Genomic DNA, 23,359 nt, shown 5'->3' on the forward strand with positions numbered 1-23,359 from the left:
TCACTTCTTTGCGTGAATACATGCGGATTGGCTCAGATTTCAAAGCTTTCTTCTGAAAGGAATGTCGACTGCAGCTTTTTTTCGGGGAGAAGGAGGGACACATTCCATCTGCCGGAAATGTGCTTCTTGATCGAAGCATTTACGTCATCGATCGTGAGACGGTCTATCCGCGCAATCAAGTCTTCTAGAGAATCAGGCTTTCCGCAAATCACTACATCATCCAGGAATCTGCTGAGAGTCAGGAGCGTTCCTTCCGTGGACATCAGGAGTTTGCCCCTCGCCCTTTCTTTTCCGTAGTTGAACTGTGCTTCCGTTGCTCCATGGACGATCAGCCTATCCATTTCCTTTTTCAATGAGCTTACAAGATTATCGAGGTTCTTCGGACTTGTGGTGGCATTTATCATAATGGCTCCAGAATCAGAGTAAGAAACAAACTCCGAACTAATATTGTACACCATTCCCAGTTCTTCTCTAATGTTGTGAAAGAGTATGGAACTCATGCCACTGCCAAAGAGAGTGTTGAAAATCTTGAACGCATCAAAATCCGCTCTGTTTTTCCTGCCGGGGGCATCCCTCGTCAGCAAAATGTGAACCTGCTGAAGGTCCTTCCTTCTTTCGACAATCCAGAGAGGCTCGTCGGCAATCACCGGAGATTTCACTGGGGATGTATGTCCGTTGCTCTTCATAGAGAGAAGTTTATCTTCCGCATTTCGCAGCAACTCATCGCCGTAATTACCTGAGACTGCAAAGATCGCGTTGTTAGCCACATAGTTTTGGCCGTAGAAGTTGGAGACTTTGCTCCTCTCCAGCCCTTCTATCGTTTCTTGATAACCAAGGATCGGCCTGCCAAAATCCCTATCCCAGACTTTTTCTATAGTCATGTCGTATATCCTGTCGTAGGGATCATCTTCTGCCGAGGCGATCTCCTCGAGAATAACTCCTCTCTCAAGATCAAGAGCCGCTTCATCGAAGCGAGGCGAAGTGATCAAATCAAAGAGAATTTCCAACGCTTCAGAAGCGCATGTATCTGGGACTTTCGCATAATATACTGTAGAGACTCTTCCGGTGTATGCGTTGAGACTGCCTCCGATTCTTTCGATTGGCTCCTTTATCTCAAAAGCGTTTCTTCTATGAGTTCCCTTGAAGAGAGCGTGTTCAATAAAATGAGAAACACCGCTGATGGAGTCTTCTTCATCAGCGGAGCCTACCTTCATTGCGAAAGCCATTGAGACGGTTCTCGTCTCTTCCTTTCGCTCTCCAATAATAACTGCACCATTTGGCAGTTCAAGATAGTGATTATTCATCAACTTCCTACTTTCTGTTTCGATCTCCTCGATTTCGGTCGTTTCTGGGACTAGGTCTTCTGTTGTCTCTACGCTTATCTTCGGTAACCTCTACACCTTCGAGCTTCAGACTTATCTTGCCCATTTGATCAGTCCCTGCAATCTCAACCGGAATAGTGTCTCCAACTTTGTGCTCTTTCAAGAAGTCCTTTCCGTTAGCGCCCATCTTCGAAATATGAAGAAGACCGGTCTTTCCCGGTGCAAGCTCTACAAAGAACCCGTAGGCTTCTGCTCTGGTAATCTTTCCCGTAAAGAGTTGTCCGGGTTTGACTTCAGATATTATCGCGTCAATGACCTTCTCAAGCTGGTCAAGCTTCTCTCTATTGCTTCCGACGATTTTCGCCTGGGACTTTTCGTCATCTATGAAGATAGTCGAGTCATACTCGCTAGAGAGTTTCTTTATTACCTTTCCTCCAGGCCCGATTATCTCTCCGATCTTCTCATATGGGAGGTTGATTGTTCTGATAATCGGAGCATAGTCAGAGACGAATTTCCTCGGTTCTGAGATAGCTTCATTCATAAGGTCAAGAATCTTCAACCTCGCAAGTCTCGCCTGGTCTAGTGCCTTTGTCATTATTTCGCTGGATACTCCCGAGACCTTGACGTCCATCTGGAAGGCTGTGATTCCGTCGCGTGTGCCTGTCACCTTGAAATCCATGTCACCCATGTGATCTTCATTTCCAAGAATATCGGTGAGAACGACGGTTTTCTCCGGTTCCTGAATCATACCCATTGCCACTCCCGCAACATGCTTTTCCATTGGAACTCCTGCAGCCATCAATGCCAGTGATCCAGAACATACCGTGGCCATCGAAGAGGAGCCATTCGATTCAAGAACTTCAGAGACAACCCTAATTGTGTAGGGGAAAGATTCACCTTTGGGAACGATGTTCTTGAGGGATCTCTCCGCCAGATGACCATGTCCTATTTCTCTCCGGCCGGGGCCGCGAAGCCTCTTGACTTCTCCTGTGCTGAAGGGAGGAAAATTGTAGTGAAGCATAAACGACTTAGAACCCTCTTCAAACATAGTATCGACGATCTGTTCATCCATCGTGGCTCCGAGAGTGACAATACCAAGACTCTGAGTTTCGCCTCTAGTAAAAAGAGCGGAACCATGAGCCCTTGGAAGAAGATCGAGTTCAATGGTGATTGGACGGATTTCGTTGTGTTTTCTGCCGTCCATCCTGACATCGTCTTCTATAACTCTCTTTCTCATAACTTCTTTCTCTATGTCGTGAAAGAGATCTTTTACAAAACCAGTATTCGCTTCGATCTCTTCTTCTGACCAAGTTTCCTTTGCCTTCTCAGTGAAGAGCTCGATCAGCTCGTCTCTGTATGTCTTCAGAGCTCTATCCTTGTTTTTCTTGCCGGAGGTTAGCATGATCGCGGCAAGCTTTTCTCTGTCCACCATTGCATTGAATGGTTCGAGGAAGCCCTCGGGAGCTACAGGAATTTCAGCTACCCACTTTTCTATCTCGAACTCGCTTATGATTTCCTTCTGAAAGGCCACAAGAGACTTAATCGCTTCATGAGCAGCTTCCAAAGCTCCAACCATAACTTCTTCGGAGACCTCTTTTGCCTCTCCTTCAACCATCGCGACTGCGTTCTCGGTTCCCGCAACTACTATATCGAGTTCTGATCTGTCAAGCTCTTCCGCGGAGGGGAAGATAACGTATTTTCCATCAATGTAGCCTACCTGAACTCCCGCAACGATTCCTTCGAAGGGAATAGGCGAAATATTCAGTGCCAGTGAAGAGGCCGTTATTCCCCAAATGTCGGGAGGATTATCCGGATCGGCCGAGAGAACGGTTATGATAACTTGGATCTCGTTTCTCATTCCATCGGGGAAGAGAGGCCTGATAGGTCTGTCAATTATCCGCGCAGAGAGAACCGCGTTGTCACTAGGTCTACTCTCTCTTTTTAGAAACCCCCCCGGAATTTTTCCGGCGGCATAGAACTTCTCCTGATATTCAACAGTTAGCGGTAGAAAGTCAGTTCCGGGCATTGCCTTCTCATTTCCATTTACTGTAGTAAGCAAGACTGAATCGGCATATCTCAAAACAACGGCACCGTCCGCCTGCTTAGCCATCTTCCCGTTTTCTATAACGAGTTTCTGGCCGAAGAATTCCCTTTCCCATCTCTTGTAACTCACAATAACACCTCTTTTTTCAATTCATCAAATAACCAATTATATCAGCTGTGCGAAATCCACGCAAAAAAGGAGCGGTATCCCGCTCCCAGCGATTTCTACTCTATCAACCTCTCAGCCCGAGTTTGCTTATGAGTTCAAGATATACTTCAGGCTTCTTGGTCTTTATGTATCTCAACATCTTTCTTCGTCTTCCGACAAGCTTTAGAAGTCCTCTTCTGGTATGAAAATCCTTTGGATGCTTCTTAAGATGCTCGGTAAGATGCCTGATTCTTGCAGTCAATATTGCAATCTGTACTTCGGTTGAACCGGAGTCGTTTTCGTGGATCTGGAATTCCTTTACCAATTCTTGTCTGTTGACTTCCATGTATCTGCCTCCTAATATAATCCTCATATCCAGGAATGGGCTGCGCCTCAAACCGAGAATAGGGCAAGGCAATTCTAAACCTATCAGGCATTATTGTCAACTCTCTCTTGAGTAGATTTAATTATGATGCATTATGCTCTCCGCCCAGGAAATCCGCTACCATCTTCTTTGCCGTCGGAGTAATTGCAATTCCTCCTCTGGCAGTCTCCTTAAGCTCTTCAGGCAATCTTCTTCCTACTCTTCCAAGAGAGTCTGCAACTTCTTCAAAGGGGATGGCAGACTTTATTCCGGCTAATGCAAGCTCCGCCGCGGTGAAGGCTATCGATACACCAAAAGCATTTCTCTTTACACATGGAATCTCTACGAAGCCACCAACAGGATCGCAGACTAGTCCTAGCAATGACTTCAGAGCGAGAGCGGGGGCGTTTTCTAGCGCGGAATAATCCTCAGGGTGGGTCGCATAGACAATAGCGACGGAAGCCATCGCAGTGGCAGTTCCAACTTCTGCCTGGCAGCCAGACATAGCGCCAGAAATCGATGCCCTTCTCCTGATTCTCTCCCCCACAGCTCCAGAAACAAGCAGTGCGTTTCCAAGGATGTCAAGATCAATGCTTCGATTCAGATGAAGAGAAAGGAGAGCTCCGGGGACCACTCCGCATGCTCCCGCGGTTGGACAAGCAACTATCTTTCCCATGCTTGCGTTGTGTTCTGACATCGAAAGAGCAATGCTTACTCCCGAGAAAACCAGCGGACTGAGAAATTCGGGCACATGACTTCTTGCCTTTGCATCATTATCTCCAACCCAGCCGGTAAGAGACTTCTCAGGCCTGTCGAGTCTGCTATGATAGGAACCCAGCATTTCTCTTACTAACTCTTTCGCAGTCTCTTCAGCAGCTTTCGGATCGTTCCCCGTATTCATCATATACCAATCGGAAACCACTTTATCCAGCGGAGTCCTCGAATCTTTTGCGGCCTTCACCAGGTCTTCGAATTTCATTATCATATCATTGAATCCAGCCTTTCGAGATAGGATACTTTCATGACCACCTTCAACCTCTTAATTACGCTGAGCAGACGGGCATCAGGTTCATTATCAAGTTCAACAACGCACAATGCCTCGCGCCTAAATGGATCGACTCGTGAGAGGAAGAGATTGCTGATATTCATGTCGCTTGATGAAATCTCCCCAACTATTTGTGACAGAGCCCCGGGAACATCTGCATTCAGAATCACCAGTGAGGGGTACTTTCCCGTGACATCGGTGTCAAAATCATCGATTGCAGTAATCTTAATTGAACCCCCACCAACAGACGCGCCGGTTACGCTCAGAAATATACCTCCTGCACTTCCGTTTATCCTAACTGTGTTTGGATGAAGATCGCCCATATCTTCTTCCTCAAATGTGAAGTAAATTCCCTTTTCTTTGGCAATCCGAAAGGAATCTCTTAGCTGCGGGTCGGACTCCTTTATTCCCATTATGCCGCCTATGAGGGCTCTATCGGTTCCGTGTCCCCTGAAGGTTGCATACAGGGGAGAATTGAGGACAAAACCAACCTCGGTAGGTGTTCTAGCAAAGAGGGATCTGAAGGCTCTGCCTAGCCTAGCCATACCTGCCGTATGAGAACTCGACGGACCGACAATTGCCGGCCCAATTATATCTAGCAACATCTTTCCGCCTCCAATGAAAACGCGGAACCGTAACGGTTCCGCGTCACCATATAAATAGGTCAAAGATTATAAAAGGAGCTCTTTCCTCTATACTCGGCCTGCTCACCAAGTTCTTCTTCAATCCTCAGAAGTTCGTTGTACTTTGCTATCCTATCCGTTCTTGAAGCAGAACCGGTCTTTATCATACCTGTATTAGCTGCGACGGCGAGATGAGAGATGAAAGTGTCTTCGGTCTCGCCTGAGCGATGAGAGATCACGCAAGTCATCCCGTGCTTTTGCGCATACTCTATTGTGTTTAGAGTCTCAGTAACGGATCCGATCTGATTCAACTTAATGAGGATCGAATTGGAGGATTTCTCCTTGACGCCTCTTTCGAGCCTCTTGATATTGGTCACGAAGAGATCGTCTCCGATTATTTGGACTTTATCACCAATCATTTCAGTCAATTTGGCAAAGCTCTGCCAGTCTTCTTCTGCAAATGGATCTTCCAAAGAGATTATTGGATATCTCTTTGTCAGATCTGAATAGTATTCTATTAGCTGGTCAGGAGTGAACTCCTTTCCATCGATATTGTATAGGCCCTTATCTTCATTGTAGAATTCGTTGGCTGCACTGTCGAGAGCGATCATCACTTCTTCCCCAGCCTTGTATCCCGCCGCGTCTATTGCATTGATGATGTACTTCAGTGCAGCTTCGTTGTTCTCAAAACTCGGAGCAAAACCGCCTTCATCACCTACTGCAGTTGAGTGCCCGCCATCCTTCAAGAGCTTCTTTAGATTATGGAAAATCTCTACTCCCGCTCTGAGGGCATCCTTGAAACGACTGAATCCTGCAGGAACTATCATGAACTCCTGTATATCAAGGTTGTTGTCGGCGTGTTTGCCGCCATTCACAATATTCATGAAAGGAATAGGAAGCGCTTTGGCATTGACGCCACCAAGATACTTATAAAGCGGAGTATCTATGCTGTCGGCAGCGGCTCTGGCAACGGCCATTGATACTGCAAGTATCGCATTGGCCCCCAGCTTGTCCTTGTTTTCTGTTCCGTCAAGCTCAAGAAGAGCAGCATCCACGGTGATCTGGTCAAGTGCATTCATACCGACAATCTCTGGAGCTATCACTTCGTTAATATTCTCAACTGCCTTGAGGGTTCCCTTCCCGAGGAATCTTTTCTTATCCCCATCTCTGAGCTCAAGGGCCTCAAACTTGCCTGTTGACGCTCCCGAAGGGACGATTGCTCTTCCATGACCGCCGTCATCCAACCAGACTTCGGCTTCAACCGTAGGTGTTCCCCGTGAGTCCAGAACCTCTCTCGCTATTAGATCTACAATCTGAGCGTACATTTTCCACCTCCACTAATCAGGTAAAACTACCGTACCTGTTTTCCCGCCAATTATAGCATCGAATAGATTGCCCTTGGTAAAGAAATCGATTACTCTGACTGGCAGGCCGTACCTTTGACAAATCGAAAAGGCTTCTATATCCATGATTTCAAATCTGCTCTTGATCGCCTCGGAAAATGTTGTTCTCTCAATTCTTCTGGCTTCTTCATTAGTTTTCGGGTCCTTATCATACACTCCGTCAACCTTTGTGCCTTTAATGAGAACGTCTGCTCCAATTTCCACCGCCCTTACTGCAGCGGCCGTGTCAGTTGTGAAGAACGGAAGGTATGTGCCCCCGCCAAATACAACAATCTTTCCCGTGCTAAGGGCATCTTCTATTGTATCGTACCTGTGCTCGATAAGAGACGGAATTCCTGCAACCGAAGAAATCGCAATCGCTTCAAACCCATTCATGCAGAGAGATTCCTTCAGGTAGAGTGAATTCATTATTGTGCCAAGAATTCCCAGTTCGTCGGCTCTCGAGCTTCTCATTTTGGAAAGCTCGCGACCCCTTATAATATTGCCTGCTCCGATAACTATCGCGAGCTGAATCCCCTTTTCAACTACAGGTCGGAGCTCTTCGATAAGAAATGCAGTTCTGTCAGAGTCAAATCCTCTCGCACCTTCTCCGCTCAAGACCTCGCCGCTGAGTTTCAAGAGTACTCTCCTATACATAAGCACCTCCAATAAAAAAGGTGAGCACCGGGCTCACCTTCCTAACTCAGTTTTCTGACTCTCCGACTTGCCAGCGGACGAATCTGCTGAGCTTGATGTTCTCTCCGGTCTTCGCAATAAGCTCAATAAGAAGATCATTTATCGTTTTCCCGCTTTCAAATACGTACTCCTGTTCGAGAAGACAGTTGTCTTTGTAGAAACTCTCGAGCTTGCTCTCAACAATTCTTTCAACAATATTGGCGGGCTTTCCGCTTTCTTTCATCTGCTCTGCATATATTTCCTTTTCTTTATCAATGACTTCTTGAGGCACGTGTTCTCGGGAGATGAATCTGGCTCCCATTGCTGCAAGCTGAAGAGAGATCTTATGCGCGAGTTCTTTGAATTCTTCCATTCTTGCCACAAAGTCTGTTACGCAGTTTAGCTCAAGTAGCACGCCGAGCTTGCCATTGTGATGAATATAAGAGTAAACGAGTCCCTCGGCCGTCTCTCTTCCCGAAACCTTATCTGCCTTGAGTATACCCTTCTTTCTCAGATAGTCCTTTGCCTGGTCGAAATCACCATCTGTTTCGACTAATGCTCTCTTGCAATCCATCATGCCTGCTTGAGTGGCATCACGGAGCTTTTTTACCATATCACTGGTAATATTTGCCATCTTTTAAGTCCTCCTCCACTAAAACTCCAAGGAAAATTATAACTCAGTTGAGCCGACATTAATTTCCGCGATGTTAAGTCATCTTTCGAGTTTCTTTCTGAACTCTTCTCGTACGCAGGGCGGAACCCATTTTGAAATATCTCCCCCGAACGCCGCAATCTCCCTCACCATGGACGAAGATATGAAGGAGTTTGTGGTCTCCGTCATGAGAAAGAGGGTTTCAAGTTCAGGAAGCATTGCTTTGTTCGCGTGGGCCATCTGAAGTTCTAACTCAAAGTCAGACACAGCCCTAAGACCACGAATGACTACCTTAACATCATTTTCTCTGGCAAAATCAACGAGTAGACCGCTGTGAGTTGTTATCGTAACGTTTCTTAGATGAGACACTCCCCTTCTAACCATCCCAATTCTTTCTTCATGATTGAAGAAGTGTCTCTTGTTAACGTTTTCCATAACCAGTACAACAACTTCGTCGAAGATTTCGCTACACCTTTCGACTAAATCAATGTGTCCATACGTTATTGGATCGAAAGAACCTGGATAGACGGCTTTCATCTTCAAATAGCGCCAAGTCACTCCGGTCATTTGGAGACAGGCGCCCCTCCTTTCATAGTCTGCTACTCAGGGTTCTCAGATATTTTATAGGACCCCGGGGGAGTCTCGCTAATCTTGTCGCCGTAAATAAGAAGATTTTCAAGCGTCATGGAACCCAATTCCCTCATCATTGCGTTATATAATCTAAACCATACATACTTTACGGTGCAGTCGGGATCTTCAAGGCACTTGCCGTTCTGCTGAAGACAGGCATACGAGTTCATTGGTCGGTCGAGTTTGAGTATCACGTCTCTCAGAAGAATCTCATTGGCCGGTCTTGCCAAACAGTATCCTCCGTATCTGCCTCTTACTGCCTTTATTATTCCCGCCTGTCTCAACTCTCCGAAGATCTTCTCCAAGAAGTCTCTTGGGATCTCATTACCCTGAACGATCTCCATAAGCGAGAGCTTTTCCTTTCCTTCGCGGGCCGACTTCGCCATCTTATAAAGCGCTCTCAGTGCATAACTGCTCTTCAGCGTAAAACCCATTTCAAACCTCCTCTTAACTCTCTTCCCCGGAAGATAGAAGAGCGTTCACAAATTCCCTGCTGTCGAAAGGCTTCAAGTCGTCTTCTCTCTCTCCGACGCCTATGTATCTCACCGGTATTCCGAGTTCCTTGACGATTGCAAAGATTATTCCTCCCTTTGCCGTGCCATCGAGTTTAGTTAGCACAATTCCGGTAACGTCGACTGCCTCTTTGAACTTCTTTGCTTGCACCAGGCCATTCTGTCCAGTAGTAGCATCCAGAACAAGCAAAACTTCACTCGGAGCTCCGGGTGATGCCTTTCCGATCACTCTATGCACTTTCCTCAGTTCTTCCATCAGATTGCTTCGAGTATGCAATCTCCCCGCAGTGTCGATTATGACGACATCTTTGCCTTTGCTCACCGCATGACTTATCGCATCGAAAGCAACCGCAGCTGAGTCTGCTCCTTGACCCTGGCTGATGAAATCAACATTCGCCCTCTCACTCCAGATTCTCAGCTGTTCAACCGCAGCAGCTCTGAACGTATCACAAGCTGCGAGTACAACTTTGTTTCCTTTTCCGGAGTAAAGCTTCGAAAGCTTTCCTATTGTCGTGGTCTTTCCTGTGCCGTTTACACCTACCACAGAGACCACGTACGGTTTTGCCTGTGGAACTTCAAATGGTATGTCAAGAATTTCTATCAGCACTTCCTTCAGTACCTCTACGGGCTCCCTACCTTTCTCGGTTCTCTCTCTCAGAGCTTCAATTACCTCTTCGACAGTTTCAGAGCCCATATCTGATAGTATAAGAAGCTCCTCTATTTCTTCAATAGCATCTGCATCAAGCGTTTCGAGAGAGAGGAGCTTCTTCACTCTCTTGAAGAAACTTTCTCTTGTTTTCTTTAGGCTATCCTTTAATTCAGAAAAGATACCCATCATTCGTTCCCCAATATGCTAACTGGTTTATACACTGCCAACTCTTTCCTTATTTCTTCGAGAAGAAGGTCGAATCCTTCCTGGATACTGACTTCTAGCGGTTTCTTTTCAGTTCTGGCTTTGACCTCAACAATGCCCTGTTGAAGTTTCTTTCCCAGAGTCACTCTAATGGGAATCCCAATGAGATCGGCATCCTTGAACTTCATTCCAGGAGAGATCTCTCTGTCGTCAAGGAGAACATCGTAGCCCTCCTTAATTAGAAGCCCATATATTTCCTCAGATTTCTTCAAGACATCAGGATCCTTAGCATTTACGGCAGTTATTATGATTTCAAATGGAGTGACAGACAGAGGCCAGATTATTCCGTTTTCATCGTGCAACTGTTCAACTACAGCACTTATTGTTCGCGAGACTCCCCACCCATAACAGCCCATAATATAATGAATACTATTACCCTGATCATCGGTAACATATCCGTTCATTTTCTCCGAATACTTGGTTCCAAGCTTGAAGATGTGTCCCACCTCTATGCCTTTCACAGACTTCATAGGGATTCCGCACTTAGGACACGGATCTCCCTCTGTAACCATTTTCAAATCATGCCAGGAGTCTATCTCGAAATCACGGCCGGGAAGAACTCCATGGTAATGGTACCCTTCCTTCAGAGCCCCACAAACGGCATTCTTCAGTCCTTTAATTGTTTTGTCCGCGATTATTGTAATGTTCTTGTTAAGCCCTATTGGGCCTACAAATCCTATCGGTACACCCAGCAGGTCCATCACTTCCTGTGGCGTTGCCATTACTAGCGTTTGATCCTCAAGAGAAGCCCTAAGTTTCGATTCGTTGAACTCTTCGTTTCCGCGAATCAAAGCCATATAATAGCCCTTTCTACCTTTATATATAAGGGATTTGACGATTTCCTTTGGAGTTACACTAAGACACTCCGCCACTTCATCGACGGTTCTCGAGTTTGGAGTTGGTACCAGCTGCAGCTCTGAGATCGTTCTCTCCTGAGATTCCTCTTCGAAAAGGTATTCGGCCTTTTCGTCGGAGGCCGCATAACCGCAGTCGCAATATAGCAGTGTCGATTCTCCGTAGTCCGCGAGAACGTTGAACTCGTGAGACTCGTTACCTCCAATTGCGCCCGAATCGGCTTCAACAACCAGAAATTCGAGTCCTATTCTCTCCAAGATCTTGCTATACGCTCCATAAAACTGTCTATATGTTTCGTCAAGAGAAGTCCATGAATCGTGAAAACTGTAGGCATCCTTCATCAGGAACTCTCTTGATCTCATGAGGCCGAATCTCGGGCGAATCTCATCTCTATACTTCATCGCGATTTGATAGAGTGAAACAGGGAGCTGCTTGTACGACTTGAGTTCATTTCTAAGCAAATGAGTGATGATTTCTTCGTGAGTTGGTCCTAGCGTGAAGAACCTCTCGTGCCTGTCCTGCATTCTCATCATTTCGGGGCCATAGTCGTCCCATCTGCCCGTCTCGTGCCATAATTCTGCTGGCTGTATGATTGGCATCAGAATCTCTTGAGAACCAATTGCGTTCATCTCTTGACGAACGATCTCTTCAATCTTCTTAAGAACCCGGAGACCAAGCGGAAGGAATGAATAGATACCGGCAGCAACTTTTCTGACAAATCCACCTCTGACAAGAAGTCTAATACTTACTAGGTCGGCATCGGCCGGAGCATCTCTTAATGTTGGAGCATAAAGCCGTGAAAACCTCATCAGATCTCTCCTCTCGAAATTCAGCTAATCAGGACTAATTCAGTGAGATTATAGCATAGTTCCTGCAAGCTGTTTGACGTTTTGATATAATACAGTATATGACTTATAAGGAGGACGAGCATGAGTATTTCTGTACTTCAAGAAGAGCTCAGGGAATATGTTGAAAACGTAAAGAGAGCTGCTCGTTTCATTGAAAAGGAAGTTGAGCTGAAGCCAAAAGTTGCAGTGATTCTTGGCAGTGGGCTTGGAGATGTTTCTAATAGCCTTGAGAACGCAGTATCAATTCCTTACGATGAGATTCCCGGCTTCCCGTTGTCAACTGCTCCCGGTCATAAGGGCGAGCTAACTTTCGGGAATGCCCTCCACCACAATGTGATGCTTATGAATGGACGTTTTCATTTTTACGAAGGTTACTCCATGAAAACTGTGACTTTTCCAATAAGGATAATGCAAGAACTGGGTGTAGAAGTACTTCTGATCACCAATGCTTCGGGCGGTCTGAACCCTGATTTCGAGGTGGGGAGAGTCATGCTGATAAAAGACATCATCAACTTCATGGGCGACAATCCTCTTATAGGTCAAAATGTCGATGAATGGGGTCCACGCTTCCCGGACATGAGCGAGCCGATAGACAAAGATCTGTTGGAAAAGGCGCTTATTTCTGCCAAAGAGCTTGGTATAGGTGTCTATGAAGGAGTTTATGTAGGTGTGGCAGGTCCGAATTTTGAGACTCCTGCGGAACTCAGAATGCTGAGACGATTCGGTGCGGATTCTGTCGGCATGTCGACCGTACCGGAAGTTATAGTAGCGCGTCACGCAGGTATCAGGGTACTCGGCCTTTCTGCGATATCGGACAGAGCAGTTCCGGACGATTTGAAGCCTCTTACAGCCGAGGAGGTCCTTGAAATGGCTAAGAGAGCAGGAAACGATATAAGTAAGTTGATACTTAAGACTCTGGAAAAAATATAGGGAGAGACAATCTCTCCCCGCTGGTGGGTGCGGTAGGGATTGAACCTACGGCCTCTTCCTCGTCAAGGAAGCGCTCTTCCACTGAGCTACGCACCCGAACAAGATTGATTCTACCATCGTCTTAAGAGCGTTGTCAATACAACGATAAGCCGTGAAGTTGATTTGGATTACGAAATAATACGTGCAGGTTAACGGCATTTTGAATTTATAGGCTCCATAGATTATAATTGTACTATCACACTCATCTCTATTTTGAAAGGGGGCAACATTAGTGAAAAAGATTTTGCTGGTAACACTTACTATGCTTTTCTTAGCGTTTACTGCGTTTGCAAGCGACCCAGAGACATTTGTGAATCTCACTATTGGAATGCCGGAGACTCTTGATCCTCTTCACTCTTACGATACGGCAAGTGGTGAGGCAATATTGAATCTATATGATAACTTGATTCAGTATGATGGTGAGTCTGTCACGGAATTTCTGCCAATGATTTCGACAGCGGTTCCATCAGTAGAAAATGGTCTTGTAGTAGAAGAGGCTGGAGCGCTCAAGTTTATATTCCCGATTAGAGAAGGCGTCAAGTTCCACACAGGGAATATTCTTACTCCTGAGGACGTCAAGTATTCATTTGACAGGTATATTCTTGGTGACCCGTCAGGTGGTCCGCAGTGGATGATCATTGAAGCGCTCACAGGCGGAAAGTTTGCAAGCGTCGAAGGATGGTTCGAGGACTACGCAGGAATGCCTTATTCAGAGGCTGTAGATGCAGAAAAGAATGCAACCTCCGAAGAAGCAAAACAGAAGCTGATTTCCTTCTATGAAGAAGTTGTAAGCCCAAGAGTTGCTGTTGATGGGAACAACATCGTTTTCACTCTTGATTCTGCTTGGGGACCATTTATGAGTACAATAGCCCACTTCGGGTCTTGGGGAGCCATTGTGGACTCCAAGTGGGGAATTGAGAATGGCGCATGGGACGGTAAAGCAGACGGCTGGTGGAAATGGCACGATCTCGAGCCACAGGAAAGCCCATACCATGCGGCAGCAGCAGGTTGTGGGCCGTTCAAGCTTGTTGAATGGGACACTGCGCAGCAAAAGGTCATTCTTGAGAGATTTGACGACTACTGGGCAGGCCCCGCAAAGCTTAAGACAGTCGTTATTTGGGGAATCGATGAGTTCTCCACAAGGAAGGCAATCTTTGAAGCTGGGGATGCCGACATCTGTTACTTCGGTTCTTCTTACCTTGATCAGGCAGAAGCTCTTGCCGCAGAGGGAAAAGCCGTTGTAACTAAAGGTTATCCGACTGCAAGCATCACTTCCCTTCACTTTAACTGGCTAGTTGCTGAAGGTAGCGAGTATCTAGGCAGCGGAAAGCTTGATGGAAACGGAGTTCCGAGAGATTTCTTCTCCGATATTCACGTTAGAAGAGGATTTGCTTTCTGTTATGATGGAGCTACGTTTGTTGATGAAGTACTAAATGGGAATGGGGTCCTTGTTCCAAGTGATCTTCCGCAGGGATTCCTCGGATATGACGAAACGCTTCCGCTTCCAGAGTTCAATCTCGCAAAGGCCGCCGAAGAATTCAAGAAGGCCTGGGGCGGAGAAGTATGGGAAAAAGGTTTTAAGATCCAGATCCTATACAACACCGGCAACGATGAAAGACAGACAATCGCTGAGATGCTCGCTTACTTCGTGAACATGATCAACCCGAAATTCAAGGTTGAAACCTTGGGCGTGCAGTGGCCAACTTACCTTGCGGCCCAGAGGAATGGATTCCTTCCGTTGTTCACAATTGGCTGGCTCGCTGATTATCCTGACCCACACAATTTCATTGCTACTTACTACGCAAGCTACGGAGTTTATGCATCAAGACAGGGAGTACCATTCCAGGAATGGGCAGCCGAAAATGTGGATGCAAATATAAGCAAGGCCGCAGCGTCGGTTGACAATGATGAACGATTTGCTCTCTACAGAGATGTTCAAGAGAAGGCCATTGAGGCAGCTCTTGGAATTCCGCTTTACATGCCCACGGGTCTCAATGTGAGAGCACCTTGGGTTGAAGGGTGGCATCCTCATCTAGTAAGATCTGGATTCTACTACTACCAGCTTTCGAAGAAGCAGTAATTGATATATCCCGAAGAGAGCCGGGGTTTTATTACCCGGCTCTTTTTTTGAACGGAAACATGAATTATAATAGAGTACTTCTTTGTCTTGATGAAAGAGGGGTGATACTCAGGTGACTGCTTATATAATCAGAAGGCTCCTTCTTCTGCCATTGATAATGCTAGGTGTTACTCTGATTATTTTTTCTATGATCTGGGCCCTTGGACCAGACAGGCTTCTTGCCTCATACGTAAAGAGTCCTGAAGCATTGAAGACACCAGATGCAGCAGAGAGACTGATCAAGAAATACGGTCTTGATGAACCTATGCCTGTCCAGTACTTCAAATGGCTGGGAAACATCCTTCAAGGGGATTTTGGATACTCCATGGTTGGGAAAAAAGGAGTACTCCCATCAATGCTAGAACGTTTCCCATATACTCTTGAATTGACGATTTACGCGATTATTCCCGTAATTCTTGTTGCAATATGGTTGGGAGTGATTTCTGCGGTTAATCAGAACAAATTCTTAGATCAATTCATAAGGGTCTTCGCGCTTGTGGGTTGGTCTCTTCCTGATTTTGTTTTTGGGCTTTTACTCCTGCTTGTCTTTTACTCAATTCTTGGCTGGTTTCCACCCGGGATGGTCAGCACTCAATTTGACTTGGTCATGAGGACCGCAGAATGGAAGACCATAACCAGCATGCCAACAATAGATGCGCTTCTTAACGGCAGACTTGATATATTTATCGATGCACTGAGACACATTATTCTCCCTGTTCTGACTCTTGCTTATCTTTGGTGGGCTTATTTGCTCAGAATTACTCGTTCAAGTATGCTCGAAGTTCTCAGGAAGGACTATATACGAACGGCGAGAGCAAAAGGCGTTCCTGAGAGAATAGTAATTAGAAAGCATGCAAAGAGAAACGCCATGATCCCTGTTATTACTGTTGCCGGAGGATCAGTAATGGGCTTGCTTGGAGGAACAGTCTTTGTTGAAACAATTTTCTCCAGAGTAGGAATGGGCAGATTCCTTGCGGATGCTGCGAGCCTCTTGGATTACTGGTCAATAATTGGCGGAGCTCTGTTCTTCTCATTTATTATGGTTGTTGGCAATCTGGTTGTTGATGTCTCTTACGCCCTTGTTGACCCGAGAATAAGGCTAGAGTGAGGGGGAAGCTATTGATGCCTGCAAAGAGAAAGAGTGAATTCAGAAAGATCATGAAGAAATATTGGACAAACGGAACGGCAGTTCTTGGTACTTGTCTGCTGATCTTCTTCATAATCATAGCGATCTTTGCCCCTCAGATTGCTGGTGTTAATGAAATGGGCAATAACTACCAGATCCCCAGAGTTTCGTGGTCGTCGAAACCGATAGCTCCTTCGGCCGAACACCCGTTTGGGGTTATCGGTGGGAGAGATGTTTTCTACGGTGTAATCTGGGGAACACGAACGGCTTTCAGACTGGGTTTGATCATTACCAGTTTCTCTGCCCTCATCGGTGTGATTGTTGGTTCGATCTCTGCGTACTTCGGAGGATGGGTCGACGAAATCCTCATGAGGATAACGGATATATTCTTGTCGATTCCCTTCCTGGTTGCTGCAATGGTTATGACAACGATTCTGGGCAAGGGGTTGGACAAAGTAATTATTGCTCTGATCATCTTCGGTTGGATGAGCACAGCGCGTCTTATTAGGGGAAATATCCTTCAAGCGAGAGAAGAGCAATATGTGCTCGCAGCAAAAGCTCTTGGACAGAAGGATTGGAAGATTATTATCAAGCATATCCTTCCAAACACGATCTTTCCGGTTGTCGTTCAGATGTCAATGAGAATAGGTTCTTATGTTATTACTGCAGCAGGATTGAGCTTCCTAGGAGTTGGGGCAGAACCGGGTTATGCCGACTGGGGAACGATACTTTCCTATTCAAGGAACTGGATGACGATGCTTGACCAGTCATGGTTTGCAATTGTCTTCCCCGGTACTGCCATGGTGCTCTTCGTTCTTGCATGGAACCTTGTCGGAGATGCGCTTAGAGATATCTTCGACCCGAGAATGAGAAGCTAAGGAGGTTTGAGTCATGGATAAGAAGAAAGCACTGTTGCAGGTTGAAGATTTGAGAACCTATTTTCACACAGAGGATGGAATCGTGAAAGCCGTCGATGGAGTGACGTTCGAGGTCTTTCCCGGAGAGACGCTTGGAATCGTCGGCGAATCTGGTTGCGGAAAGAGTGTCACCTCTCTTTCGATAATGAGACTTCTTGATGAGAAGGGGGAAATTGCAGGCGGTAAGATAATCTTCGACGACCAAGATGTAATGGCGATTCCGGAATCCAAGATGATGAAGATCAGGGGAAACGATATGGCTATGATTTTTCAGGAACCCATGACGGCTCTGAATCCGGTTTTCACGATAGGATTCCAGATAATGGAAGCTATCTTGCTTCATCAGGATGTTGACGAAAAGAAGGCCCGGAAAATGGCAATAGATATGCTTAAGAAGGTTGGAATTCCCGAACCTGAAAAGCGGATCGATGAATATCCCCACGAACTCTCTGGAGGGATGCGCCAAAGAGCTATGATAGCGATGTCTCTATCCTGTAATCCCAAACTGCTTTTCGCAGATGAGCCCACGACTGCTCTTGACGTGACTATTCAGGCGCAGATACTTGAGCTCATGAAGTCTCTTCAGGATCAGTATGGTATGGCTCTAGTAATGATTACTCATGACCTGGGAGTCATTGCAGAGATGGCCCAGAGAGTCGTAGTGATGTACGCCGGAAAGGTTGTTGAATATGCCGACGTTCATACCCTATTCAAAAATCCAAGGCATCCATACACCTGGGGGCTAATGAATGCGATTCCCAAGCTGGATGAAGATAAAGAGGTTCTCTATAACATTCCCGGTGTCGTTCCTGACCCTCTTGATTTCCCAGACGGATGCAGGTTCAATACGAGATGCCCTCTCGCTACCGATAAGTGCCGAAAGGAAGAGCCGCCACTGGTAGAGATAGAAAACGAACACACTGCTGCCTGCTGGCATATCGATAAGCTTATTGAAACTATCAAGGTATCTAGGGCAGGTGAGACTGCATGAGTAAATCCAGCGAAAGCAAACTGCTTCTCAGATCAGACAGACTAATAAAATATTTCCCAGTAAAAGCAGGAGTCTTCAGAAGAGTTGTTGATCAGGTGAAGGCCGTGGATGACGTCAGTTTCAATGTATATGAGAAGGAGACACTTGGGCTAGTCGGAGAGTCAGGTTGTGGAAAGACAACTGCCGGGATGACTGTTCTAAGATTATATGAGCCGACCTCGGGAAGAATAATCGTTGGAGACGAAGATACGACGCATTTCTTCATGCCGGCTTTGAAGGCAAGAAAGTACCTGAAAAGTACGTATATTGATAAATTCGTCGATTTGAAAGCAAAGGCAGGGACGGTTGAGGGCGCCCTTAACTCTATTGAAGATGAGTTCGATAAGAGTATGGCTGAGAAGTATTTCAAAGAATTCAATGAAGACAGGAGTGAGTTCATCAAGAGTCTTCTGGGAAATAGAGAAGAGAAGAGGAAGGCTTTTAGAAGAGATGCTCAGATTATCTTCCAGGATCCCTTTTCTTCGCTTAATCCAAGAATGAGGGTTAAGAACATAATCGGCGAGGGAGCAAGAATTCATGGTCTTGCAACTGGCCGTGACGTTCTGGACAAAGTCGCCGATATTATGACAAAAGTCGGTCTGTCAAAGGATCATATGTCGAGGTTCCCTCATGAGTTCAGCGGCGGGCAGCGACAGAGGATAGGAGTTGCCAGAGCGCTAATTCTGAATCCAAAGCTTATTGTATGCGACGAGGCCGTCTCCGCGCTTGACGTTTCGATTCAAGCCCAGATTCTAAATCTTCTAAGTGATCTTCAAAAGGAGTTCGGACTTACATACCTGTTTATTGCACACGATCTTGGAGTCGTGAAGCATGTAAGCAAGCGCGTTGCCGTTATGTACCTCGGAAAGATAGCCGAGCTATCAGACAAGAAGAAATTATTCGATAACCCTCTCCATCCGTACACGGTCTCTTTGATGTCTGCAATTCCCGAGGCTAACCCTGAAAAGAAGAAACAAAGAATACTTCTCGAAGGGGACGTTCCCAGCCCAATAAATCCACCCTCTGGCTGTAGATTCCATCCGAGATGTCCGATAGCGAAGGACGTTTGCTCAAAGGAAGAACCCAAGCTTCAGGACGTAGGTGGAGGGCATTTCGTGTCCTGTTTCTTCCCTGGAGAACTGAAGAGAGGTTTATGATCTATACCATTCCGCCGATGCCGTTGATGATTATCTGGATATCGGCGGGATGTTTCTTCTGAATCTTTTCTAGGAACCCATAGCTTCCATCTATAGGCATCTTCACCACTAATTTCATTCTATAAGAATTCTTCAGCTTGGAGAGAAGAGGAGCGAGGGGTCCGAAGACTTCTAGAGAACTGACTCCTGACTCTTGTATCTCTTTTAAAACCCATTCTGCCAGTTCTCCGCTTTCATCCTCTGAATTTCCATAACAGACAATCTCGGCGATTCTACTGAATGGCGGGTTGTTCAGTTTCTTTCGAAGTGTGATTTCGCCTTCATAGAAGGACTCGTAGTCTCTTTCACAGGCTGCTCTCATAATTCTGTTGTTTGGATTGAAAGTTTGAATGAACGCTTTTCCTACACTTGCCCGGCCTGAGCGCCCACTAACCTGCGCGATATGCTGAAAGGCGGTCTCGGAACTGTCATAACTGGGGAAGCTCATCAGCCTGTCCGCATCGACGATAAGAACCATCTCAACATCCGGAAAGTCAAGACCCTTCGTAATCATCTTTGTTCCAACAATTACCTGGCAGTTTTTTCTGGAGATCTCAAGCAAGGCCTTTTCATACGCAATCGGGTTGTCGATCGTCTCTCTATCCATCCTCATGATTTTCGTGGACGGAAAGAACTTTTGAAGATCGTGTTCCACTCTCTCCGTTCCAAAGCCCCTTGCAGAGAGAGTCATAGATCCGCATTCTGGGCAGACTTTTGGGATCGCGCTCCTGTGACCGCAGTAATGGCACTTAAGCAAATTATCGTTTCTGTGAAAAGTCATGGATACCGAGCAGTGAGGACAGGTGATAGTCTTTCCACATGTGTAGCAAACGACGTAATTTGAATAACCTTTCCTATGCACAAAAACGAATACCTGTTTTCCTTCCGAGACAGTCCGCTTTATCTCTTCAAGTGCTTGTTTGCTTATTATGGGATTTTTCTCATCTCTCATGTCGATTACTCTAATCGTTGGGAATGAGCCGACAGGTCTTTCGGTAAGAGATAATAAGGAAACCCTGCCTGATTCGGTAAGATGGTAGTGATCAACTCTTGGAGTCGCAGATCCTAGAATCACAGGTATGTTCCCCAGTTCTGCTTTGCGGATTGCAACCTGAACCCCGTCGTAGAAAGGCACACTCTGCTGATAGAAACTCGAGTCATGCTCCTCGTCTACGATTATTAGACCTGTATTCTTCATTGGTACCCAAAGCGAGCTCCTCGTACCAACCAGGATGTCTACATTCCCTTCAACTGAATCGAGCCAGATCATCTGGCGCTGTGCTCGGGTCATGTAACTGTGGTACTGTCTAACATCTCTTCCCGGAAAGGCTCCCCTGATCCTTGCGAGGAGTTGCGGAGTCAACGACACTTCGGGGACAAGATACAGTATTTGCCGGCCTCTGTTTAGCCAGTATTCCATAACCTTGAAGTAAACCTCTGTCTTTCCGGTGCCTGTCAACCCGTGGAGAAGAAAGGACTTTGAGTCGCTTTCCATTATCTCTCTGTATACCTCTTTCTGGCTGACACTTAGCTCATCGACGGCAGGAATTACCCAGTGGGAGTCGTCTTCCTCAATTTCCTCTACCAAAAGAATTCCTTTTGAGATCAACGTATCAATCGGACTTCGACTTCTGAGCTTAAGTTTCTTTTCCAGCTCGGTTATCTCTTCCGATTCAACTGAAAGCAGATAATCAACTACGATCTGCCATAGCGGCGTGAGCTCCTCTTCTAGAATCCCTGTCTTCTTTGCAAGCGACACTCGCTTTGTCTTTCGCTTCTTCGGAGTCTTCCGGTCAAAGCTATGCATGATCTTCACTTTTCTAGAGGCGAGAAGTTTTTTGAGATAGTCTTCGCCAAACTTCGTGATGAATTTATCCTTTTGAGTAGGTGGAAATCCAAGCTCGTCTGAAAAGGCAACAACGTAATCATCGATTGAAAGCAGCTTGCCCGGCGGAAAGAACAAATCGAATACTTTGCCTGGGGGTGCCAAATACTCTCTCATAACAAACTTTGCGAGTTCGAGATCCTCTTGTGAAAGAAAGGAACGATCATCGACTTTCTTGTTCACACTCTTGATCTTGAAGTGTCCTCTTTTTTCTTCCAGCGATACTACATAACCTATGGCATTTCGCCCGGCGAAATTCACTTCGACCCTCTCACCAGGCTTTACAGGTTCATCAGTTTCGTAAGTGTATGTATCGTATAGAGGCGAATTTGAGATCGCGACCCGGATTAGCATTGGCTACCGCTCCTGTCTGTGGTAAACAATTTGTGATAATAGATCAGAGCCTCTTGCTCTGCTTTCGGGATACTTGTAGAGACTTGAGTAAAATCTTACGGCTGTGAAATCCCTCTTCAGCTGTGCCTCAAGCAAGTCAACATCTATCTTCATTTCATCTTTGAGAGATTTGTCTACTACTTTTCTCCATAAAGAAGCCGTGGTTATGAATGGGATATTCGTTGAGTGCTTGATGTTCGAAAGATGAGTTCTTCCCTTTTCATTGAAGCCCAGTATCCGAATGTATTGAGGGCCGAGTTCGTTGCTTCTTCTTATTAGGTCATCGGTGAACTTGAAGATGGGATAGTACATAAGCCGTCTGATTCTAGATAAGGTGAACCGCTTCGATTTGACGCAGTGCAGAAACCCTTCAAGACTACCTTCTATGGAACATTCTTGAAATCTCGCGTCTAGACCTTCGACGAACCCATAATATCGGCAATAATCCTCTCTTGATAAGAGCCTAAAGAAGGAAATAAAAAAGGATTCAACATCTTCTTTGAAGACGGGACCTCTTCCGCACCTGATTTCTTGAAGGATTATATCAAGGGATTCCTTTGGCATTGTTTGAGAAGCGCTCTCGATATTGCCATTTTGAATCAGCCTTCTGATTGCCGTTGCGGAAGAAAATTCTCCACGATGCTCTTCATCAGTATAAGAAGCGCCGACTCTTCTCATTGAGTGGGGAATCATCTTGCTCTTTATCTCTTGAATCGCTCTCAAGTATTCCACACCCAGGATGTTGTTGGATGAACCTATCTCTTCAATTCGGTGTGAAAGAGCCGCATTTTCAGTATGTATGAAGTCTCTCAGAGCATACTTTCTGGCATTAGGAAATGAATGACCTGTCTTAAGATGTTTCTTCAAAAGATCCTGATAGTGTTCGGGTTCTTTGATCAGAACTTTGGACACGGCCTTCATGAGGTCTATATCGTCTGTCTCACTCCCAAAAACGACATCTGTTACTCCCACATGGTCAAGCGTCCATATTGATCCCGTTGCGAACCCTCCGGCGTCCTGCAAGGAATACACTACCGGCAATTCGAGAACCAGGTCGACACCTTGCTCTAGAGCAGCTTTTGCCCTTGCAAACTTCTCGACAATTGCAGGCTCTCCTCGCTGAACAAAATTGCCGCTCATAACCGCAACGGTGACATCCGGGTTCACAATCTCTTTCGAATGTGAAAGATGATAAAAATGCCCATTATGAAAGGGATTGTATTCCACAACGAGACCAAGCACCTTCATTTACGGACCTCCAATTTGAAGAACATATCGCGTTGCTATTCTTATTATCGATAACACAACCCGTTACTTTGGAGCCATTATCACAAGCTCAAGCCAGATATCTTCGGTGGAAAAGGGCGTCTTTGGATCAGATCATAATCAATTTAGAGGTGAAAAGGTAGAGGTCCGAAGATCAAGATTAAACGCAACGCCAGGTCAGGCTGAACTTGATCAAACATCTTGCCCCTGCTTTTTTCCTCTCGAGTGTATATTCACTACCTATTCTGCTATTGATTCAGTCATGTCAAAAAGCCTGTCAACCGCCCTTCAAAAGAGCCGCTACACGCTGTATTTAACCGTCCTTCGATAAGAGTCGCTCAACGCTTGAGAGAACAAGCTGCTCGCTGAAGACCACGCTGTCCGTCACAGGTCGCCGTTCTCTGAGAAGACCGGTTAGAAATATCCCGTCGGCGATGAAGCCATCG

The 23,359-nt window shown here is 46.0% G+C and carries 20 protein-coding genes and 1 tRNA gene; 6 read left to right on the forward strand and 15 right to left on the reverse strand.

The window, feature by feature from the left end:
* Nucleotides 1-32 precede the first annotated feature (32 nt).
* The 12 genes from B3N33_RS03270 to B3N33_RS03325 form a co-directional block, all read right to left on the reverse strand.
* The gene (locus tag B3N33_RS03270) at nucleotides 33-1,304 is read right to left on the reverse strand and encodes a M16 family metallopeptidase (protein ID WP_292592163.1); all 1,272 of its coding nucleotides are present in this window, start codon (nucleotides 1,302-1,304) and stop codon (nucleotides 33-35) included.
* A gap of 7 nt (nucleotides 1,305-1,311) precedes the next feature.
* Nucleotides 1,312-3,495, reverse strand: a complete 2,184-nt coding sequence (locus B3N33_RS03275) for a polyribonucleotide nucleotidyltransferase (protein WP_292592164.1) — start codon at nucleotides 3,493-3,495, stop codon at nucleotides 1,312-1,314.
* 103 nt (nucleotides 3,496-3,598) lie between these two features.
* On the reverse strand, nucleotides 3,599-3,859 hold the full coding sequence (gene rpsO, locus B3N33_RS03280) for a 30S ribosomal protein S15 (protein WP_099829023.1): 261 nt from the start codon (nucleotides 3,857-3,859) through the stop codon (nucleotides 3,599-3,601).
* A gap of 121 nt (nucleotides 3,860-3,980) precedes the next feature.
* The gene (locus B3N33_RS03285) at nucleotides 3,981-4,862 is read right to left on the reverse strand and encodes an L-serine ammonia-lyase, iron-sulfur-dependent, subunit beta (RefSeq protein WP_292592165.1); all 882 of its coding nucleotides are present in this window, start codon (nucleotides 4,860-4,862) and stop codon (nucleotides 3,981-3,983) included.
* Nucleotides 4,859-5,527 (reverse strand): serine dehydratase beta chain, encoded by a 669-nt coding sequence (locus B3N33_RS03290; RefSeq protein WP_214061317.1) that lies wholly within the window; start codon nucleotides 5,525-5,527, stop codon nucleotides 4,859-4,861. The genes B3N33_RS03285 and B3N33_RS03290 overlap by 4 nt, the downstream gene beginning before the upstream one ends.
* 59 nt (nucleotides 5,528-5,586) lie before the next feature.
* Nucleotides 5,587-6,870, reverse strand: a complete 1,284-nt coding sequence (eno, locus tag B3N33_RS03295; protein ID WP_103133797.1) for a phosphopyruvate hydratase — start codon at nucleotides 6,868-6,870, stop codon at nucleotides 5,587-5,589.
* Nucleotides 6,871-6,882: 12 nt separating this feature from the next.
* A complete protein-coding gene (locus tag B3N33_RS03300; RefSeq protein ID WP_103133798.1) occupies nucleotides 6,883-7,584 on the reverse strand; it encodes a uridine monophosphate kinase in 702 nt (233 codons plus the stop codon).
* Nucleotides 7,585-7,630: 46 nt separating this feature from the next.
* A complete protein-coding gene (gene tsf / locus B3N33_RS03305) occupies nucleotides 7,631-8,236 on the reverse strand; it encodes a translation elongation factor Ts (RefSeq protein ID WP_099829028.1) in 606 nt (201 codons plus the stop codon).
* 78 nt (nucleotides 8,237-8,314) lie between these two features.
* Nucleotides 8,315-8,791 carry a pantetheine-phosphate adenylyltransferase gene (gene coaD, locus B3N33_RS03310; RefSeq protein ID WP_214078636.1) on the reverse strand — a complete coding sequence of 159 codons (477 nt, stop codon included), beginning with the start codon at nucleotides 8,789-8,791 and terminating at the stop codon, nucleotides 8,315-8,317.
* 62 nt (nucleotides 8,792-8,853) lie between these two features.
* A complete protein-coding gene (locus tag B3N33_RS03315) occupies nucleotides 8,854-9,318 on the reverse strand; it encodes an RrF2 family transcriptional regulator (RefSeq protein WP_292592167.1) in 465 nt (154 codons plus the stop codon).
* Between the two features lie 13 nt (nucleotides 9,319-9,331).
* A complete protein-coding gene (gene ftsY, locus B3N33_RS03320; RefSeq protein WP_292592168.1) occupies nucleotides 9,332-10,231 on the reverse strand; it encodes a signal recognition particle-docking protein FtsY in 900 nt (299 codons plus the stop codon).
* Entirely contained in the window at nucleotides 10,231-11,973 is a 1,743-nt protein-coding gene (locus B3N33_RS03325) for a proline--tRNA ligase (RefSeq protein ID WP_292592169.1), read from the reverse strand. Before B3N33_RS03325 ends, ftsY begins: the two co-directional genes overlap by 1 nt.
* Nucleotides 11,974-12,093: 120 nt before the next feature.
* Between B3N33_RS03325 and B3N33_RS03330 the strand changes: the two genes are divergently transcribed.
* Nucleotides 12,094-12,942 carry a purine-nucleoside phosphorylase gene (locus B3N33_RS03330; RefSeq protein ID WP_292592170.1) on the forward strand — a complete coding sequence of 283 codons (849 nt, stop codon included), beginning with the start codon at nucleotides 12,094-12,096 and terminating at the stop codon, nucleotides 12,940-12,942.
* A 21-nt stretch (nucleotides 12,943-12,963) separates the two neighbouring features.
* On the opposite strand, the gene B3N33_RS03335 is transcribed toward B3N33_RS03330, so the two are convergent.
* A tRNA-Val gene (locus B3N33_RS03335) sits at nucleotides 12,964-13,038 on the reverse strand.
* Nucleotides 13,039-13,213: 175 nt separating this feature from the next.
* Here B3N33_RS03335 and B3N33_RS03340 point away from each other — a divergent pair.
* The 5 genes from B3N33_RS03340 (at nucleotide 13,214) to B3N33_RS03360 (ending at nucleotide 19,330) form a co-directional block, all read left to right on the forward strand.
* Nucleotides 13,214-15,061, forward strand: coding sequence for an ABC transporter substrate-binding protein (locus B3N33_RS03340; protein WP_213918045.1), 1,848 nt, complete (start codon nucleotides 13,214-13,216; stop codon nucleotides 15,059-15,061).
* Between the two features lie 112 nt (nucleotides 15,062-15,173).
* Nucleotides 15,174-16,208: an ABC transporter permease gene (locus tag B3N33_RS03345; protein WP_213918043.1), complete on the forward strand. Its 1,035-nt coding sequence runs from the start codon at nucleotides 15,174-15,176 to the stop codon at nucleotides 16,206-16,208.
* A gap of 14 nt (nucleotides 16,209-16,222) precedes the next feature.
* Nucleotides 16,223-17,104: an ABC transporter permease gene (locus B3N33_RS03350; RefSeq protein WP_292588063.1), complete on the forward strand. Its 882-nt coding sequence runs from the start codon at nucleotides 16,223-16,225 to the stop codon at nucleotides 17,102-17,104.
* Nucleotides 17,105-17,117: 13 nt separating this feature from the next.
* A complete protein-coding gene (locus B3N33_RS03355) occupies nucleotides 17,118-18,134 on the forward strand; it encodes an ABC transporter ATP-binding protein (protein WP_214078627.1) in 1,017 nt (338 codons plus the stop codon).
* Nucleotides 18,131-19,330, forward strand: a complete 1,200-nt coding sequence (locus B3N33_RS03360) for an ABC transporter ATP-binding protein (protein WP_292592171.1) — start codon at nucleotides 18,131-18,133, stop codon at nucleotides 19,328-19,330. Before B3N33_RS03355 ends, B3N33_RS03360 begins: the two co-directional genes overlap by 4 nt.
* 1 nt (nucleotide 19,331) lies before the next feature.
* On the opposite strand, the gene priA is transcribed toward B3N33_RS03360, so the two are convergent.
* Both priA and B3N33_RS03370 read right to left on the reverse strand, forming a co-directional pair.
* Entirely contained in the window at nucleotides 19,332-21,608 is a 2,277-nt protein-coding gene (gene priA, locus B3N33_RS03365; protein WP_292592172.1) for a replication restart helicase PriA, read from the reverse strand.
* Between the two features lie 3 nt (nucleotides 21,609-21,611).
* Nucleotides 21,612-22,895 (reverse strand): nucleotidyltransferase, encoded by a 1,284-nt coding sequence (locus B3N33_RS03370; protein ID WP_292592173.1) that lies wholly within the window; start codon nucleotides 22,893-22,895, stop codon nucleotides 21,612-21,614.
* Nucleotides 22,896-23,359: the final 464 nt, after the last annotated feature.

It is taken from the genome of Mesotoga sp. UBA5825, from assembly GCF_002432955.1.
In the GTDB taxonomy this organism is placed as follows: Bacteria; Thermotogota; Thermotogae; order Petrotogales; family Kosmotogaceae; genus Mesotoga.

Excerpts from the sequence above, each read along its gene's own strand:
- B3N33_RS03270 (WP_292592163.1), bottom strand. The coding sequence starts at position 1,304 with ATGAATAATCACTATCTTGAACTGCCAAATGGTGCAGTTATTATTGGA.
- rpsO (WP_099829023.1), bottom strand. The coding sequence starts at position 3,859 with ATGGAAGTCAACAGACAAGAATTGGTAAAGGAATTCCAGATCCACGAA.
- B3N33_RS03285 (WP_292592165.1), bottom strand. The coding sequence starts at position 4,862 with ATGATAATGAAATTCGAAGACCTGGTGAAGGCCGCAAAAGATTCGAGG.
- B3N33_RS03290 (WP_214061317.1), bottom strand. The coding sequence starts at position 5,527 with ATGTTGCTAGATATAATTGGGCCGGCAATTGTCGGTCCGTCGAGTTCT.
- eno (WP_103133797.1), bottom strand. The coding sequence starts at position 6,870 with ATGTACGCTCAGATTGTAGATCTAATAGCGAGAGAGGTTCTGGACTCA.
- B3N33_RS03300 (WP_103133798.1), bottom strand. The coding sequence starts at position 7,584 with ATGTATAGGAGAGTACTCTTGAAACTCAGCGGCGAGGTCTTGAGCGGA.
- tsf (WP_099829028.1), bottom strand. The coding sequence starts at position 8,236 with ATGGCAAATATTACCAGTGATATGGTAAAAAAGCTCCGTGATGCCACT.
- coaD (WP_214078636.1), bottom strand. The coding sequence starts at position 8,791 with ATGAAAGCCGTCTATCCAGGTTCTTTCGATCCAATAACGTATGGACAC.
- B3N33_RS03315 (WP_292592167.1), bottom strand. The coding sequence starts at position 9,318 with ATGGGTTTTACGCTGAAGAGCAGTTATGCACTGAGAGCGCTTTATAAG.
- ftsY (WP_292592168.1), bottom strand. The coding sequence starts at position 10,231 with ATGGGTATCTTTTCTGAATTAAAGGATAGCCTAAAGAAAACAAGAGAA.
- B3N33_RS03325 (WP_292592169.1), bottom strand. The coding sequence starts at position 11,973 with ATGAGGTTTTCACGGCTTTATGCTCCAACATTAAGAGATGCTCCGGCC.
- B3N33_RS03330 (WP_292592170.1), top strand. The coding sequence starts at position 12,094 with ATGAGTATTTCTGTACTTCAAGAAGAGCTCAGGGAATATGTTGAAAAC.
- B3N33_RS03350 (WP_292588063.1), top strand. The coding sequence starts at position 16,223 with ATGCCTGCAAAGAGAAAGAGTGAATTCAGAAAGATCATGAAGAAATAT.
- B3N33_RS03355 (WP_214078627.1), top strand. The coding sequence starts at position 17,118 with ATGGATAAGAAGAAAGCACTGTTGCAGGTTGAAGATTTGAGAACCTAT.
- B3N33_RS03360 (WP_292592171.1), top strand. The coding sequence starts at position 18,131 with ATGAGTAAATCCAGCGAAAGCAAACTGCTTCTCAGATCAGACAGACTA.
- priA (WP_292592172.1), bottom strand. The coding sequence starts at position 21,608 with ATGCTAATCCGGGTCGCGATCTCAAATTCGCCTCTATACGATACATAC.
- B3N33_RS03370 (WP_292592173.1), bottom strand. The coding sequence starts at position 22,895 with ATGAAGGTGCTTGGTCTCGTTGTGGAATACAATCCCTTTCATAATGGG.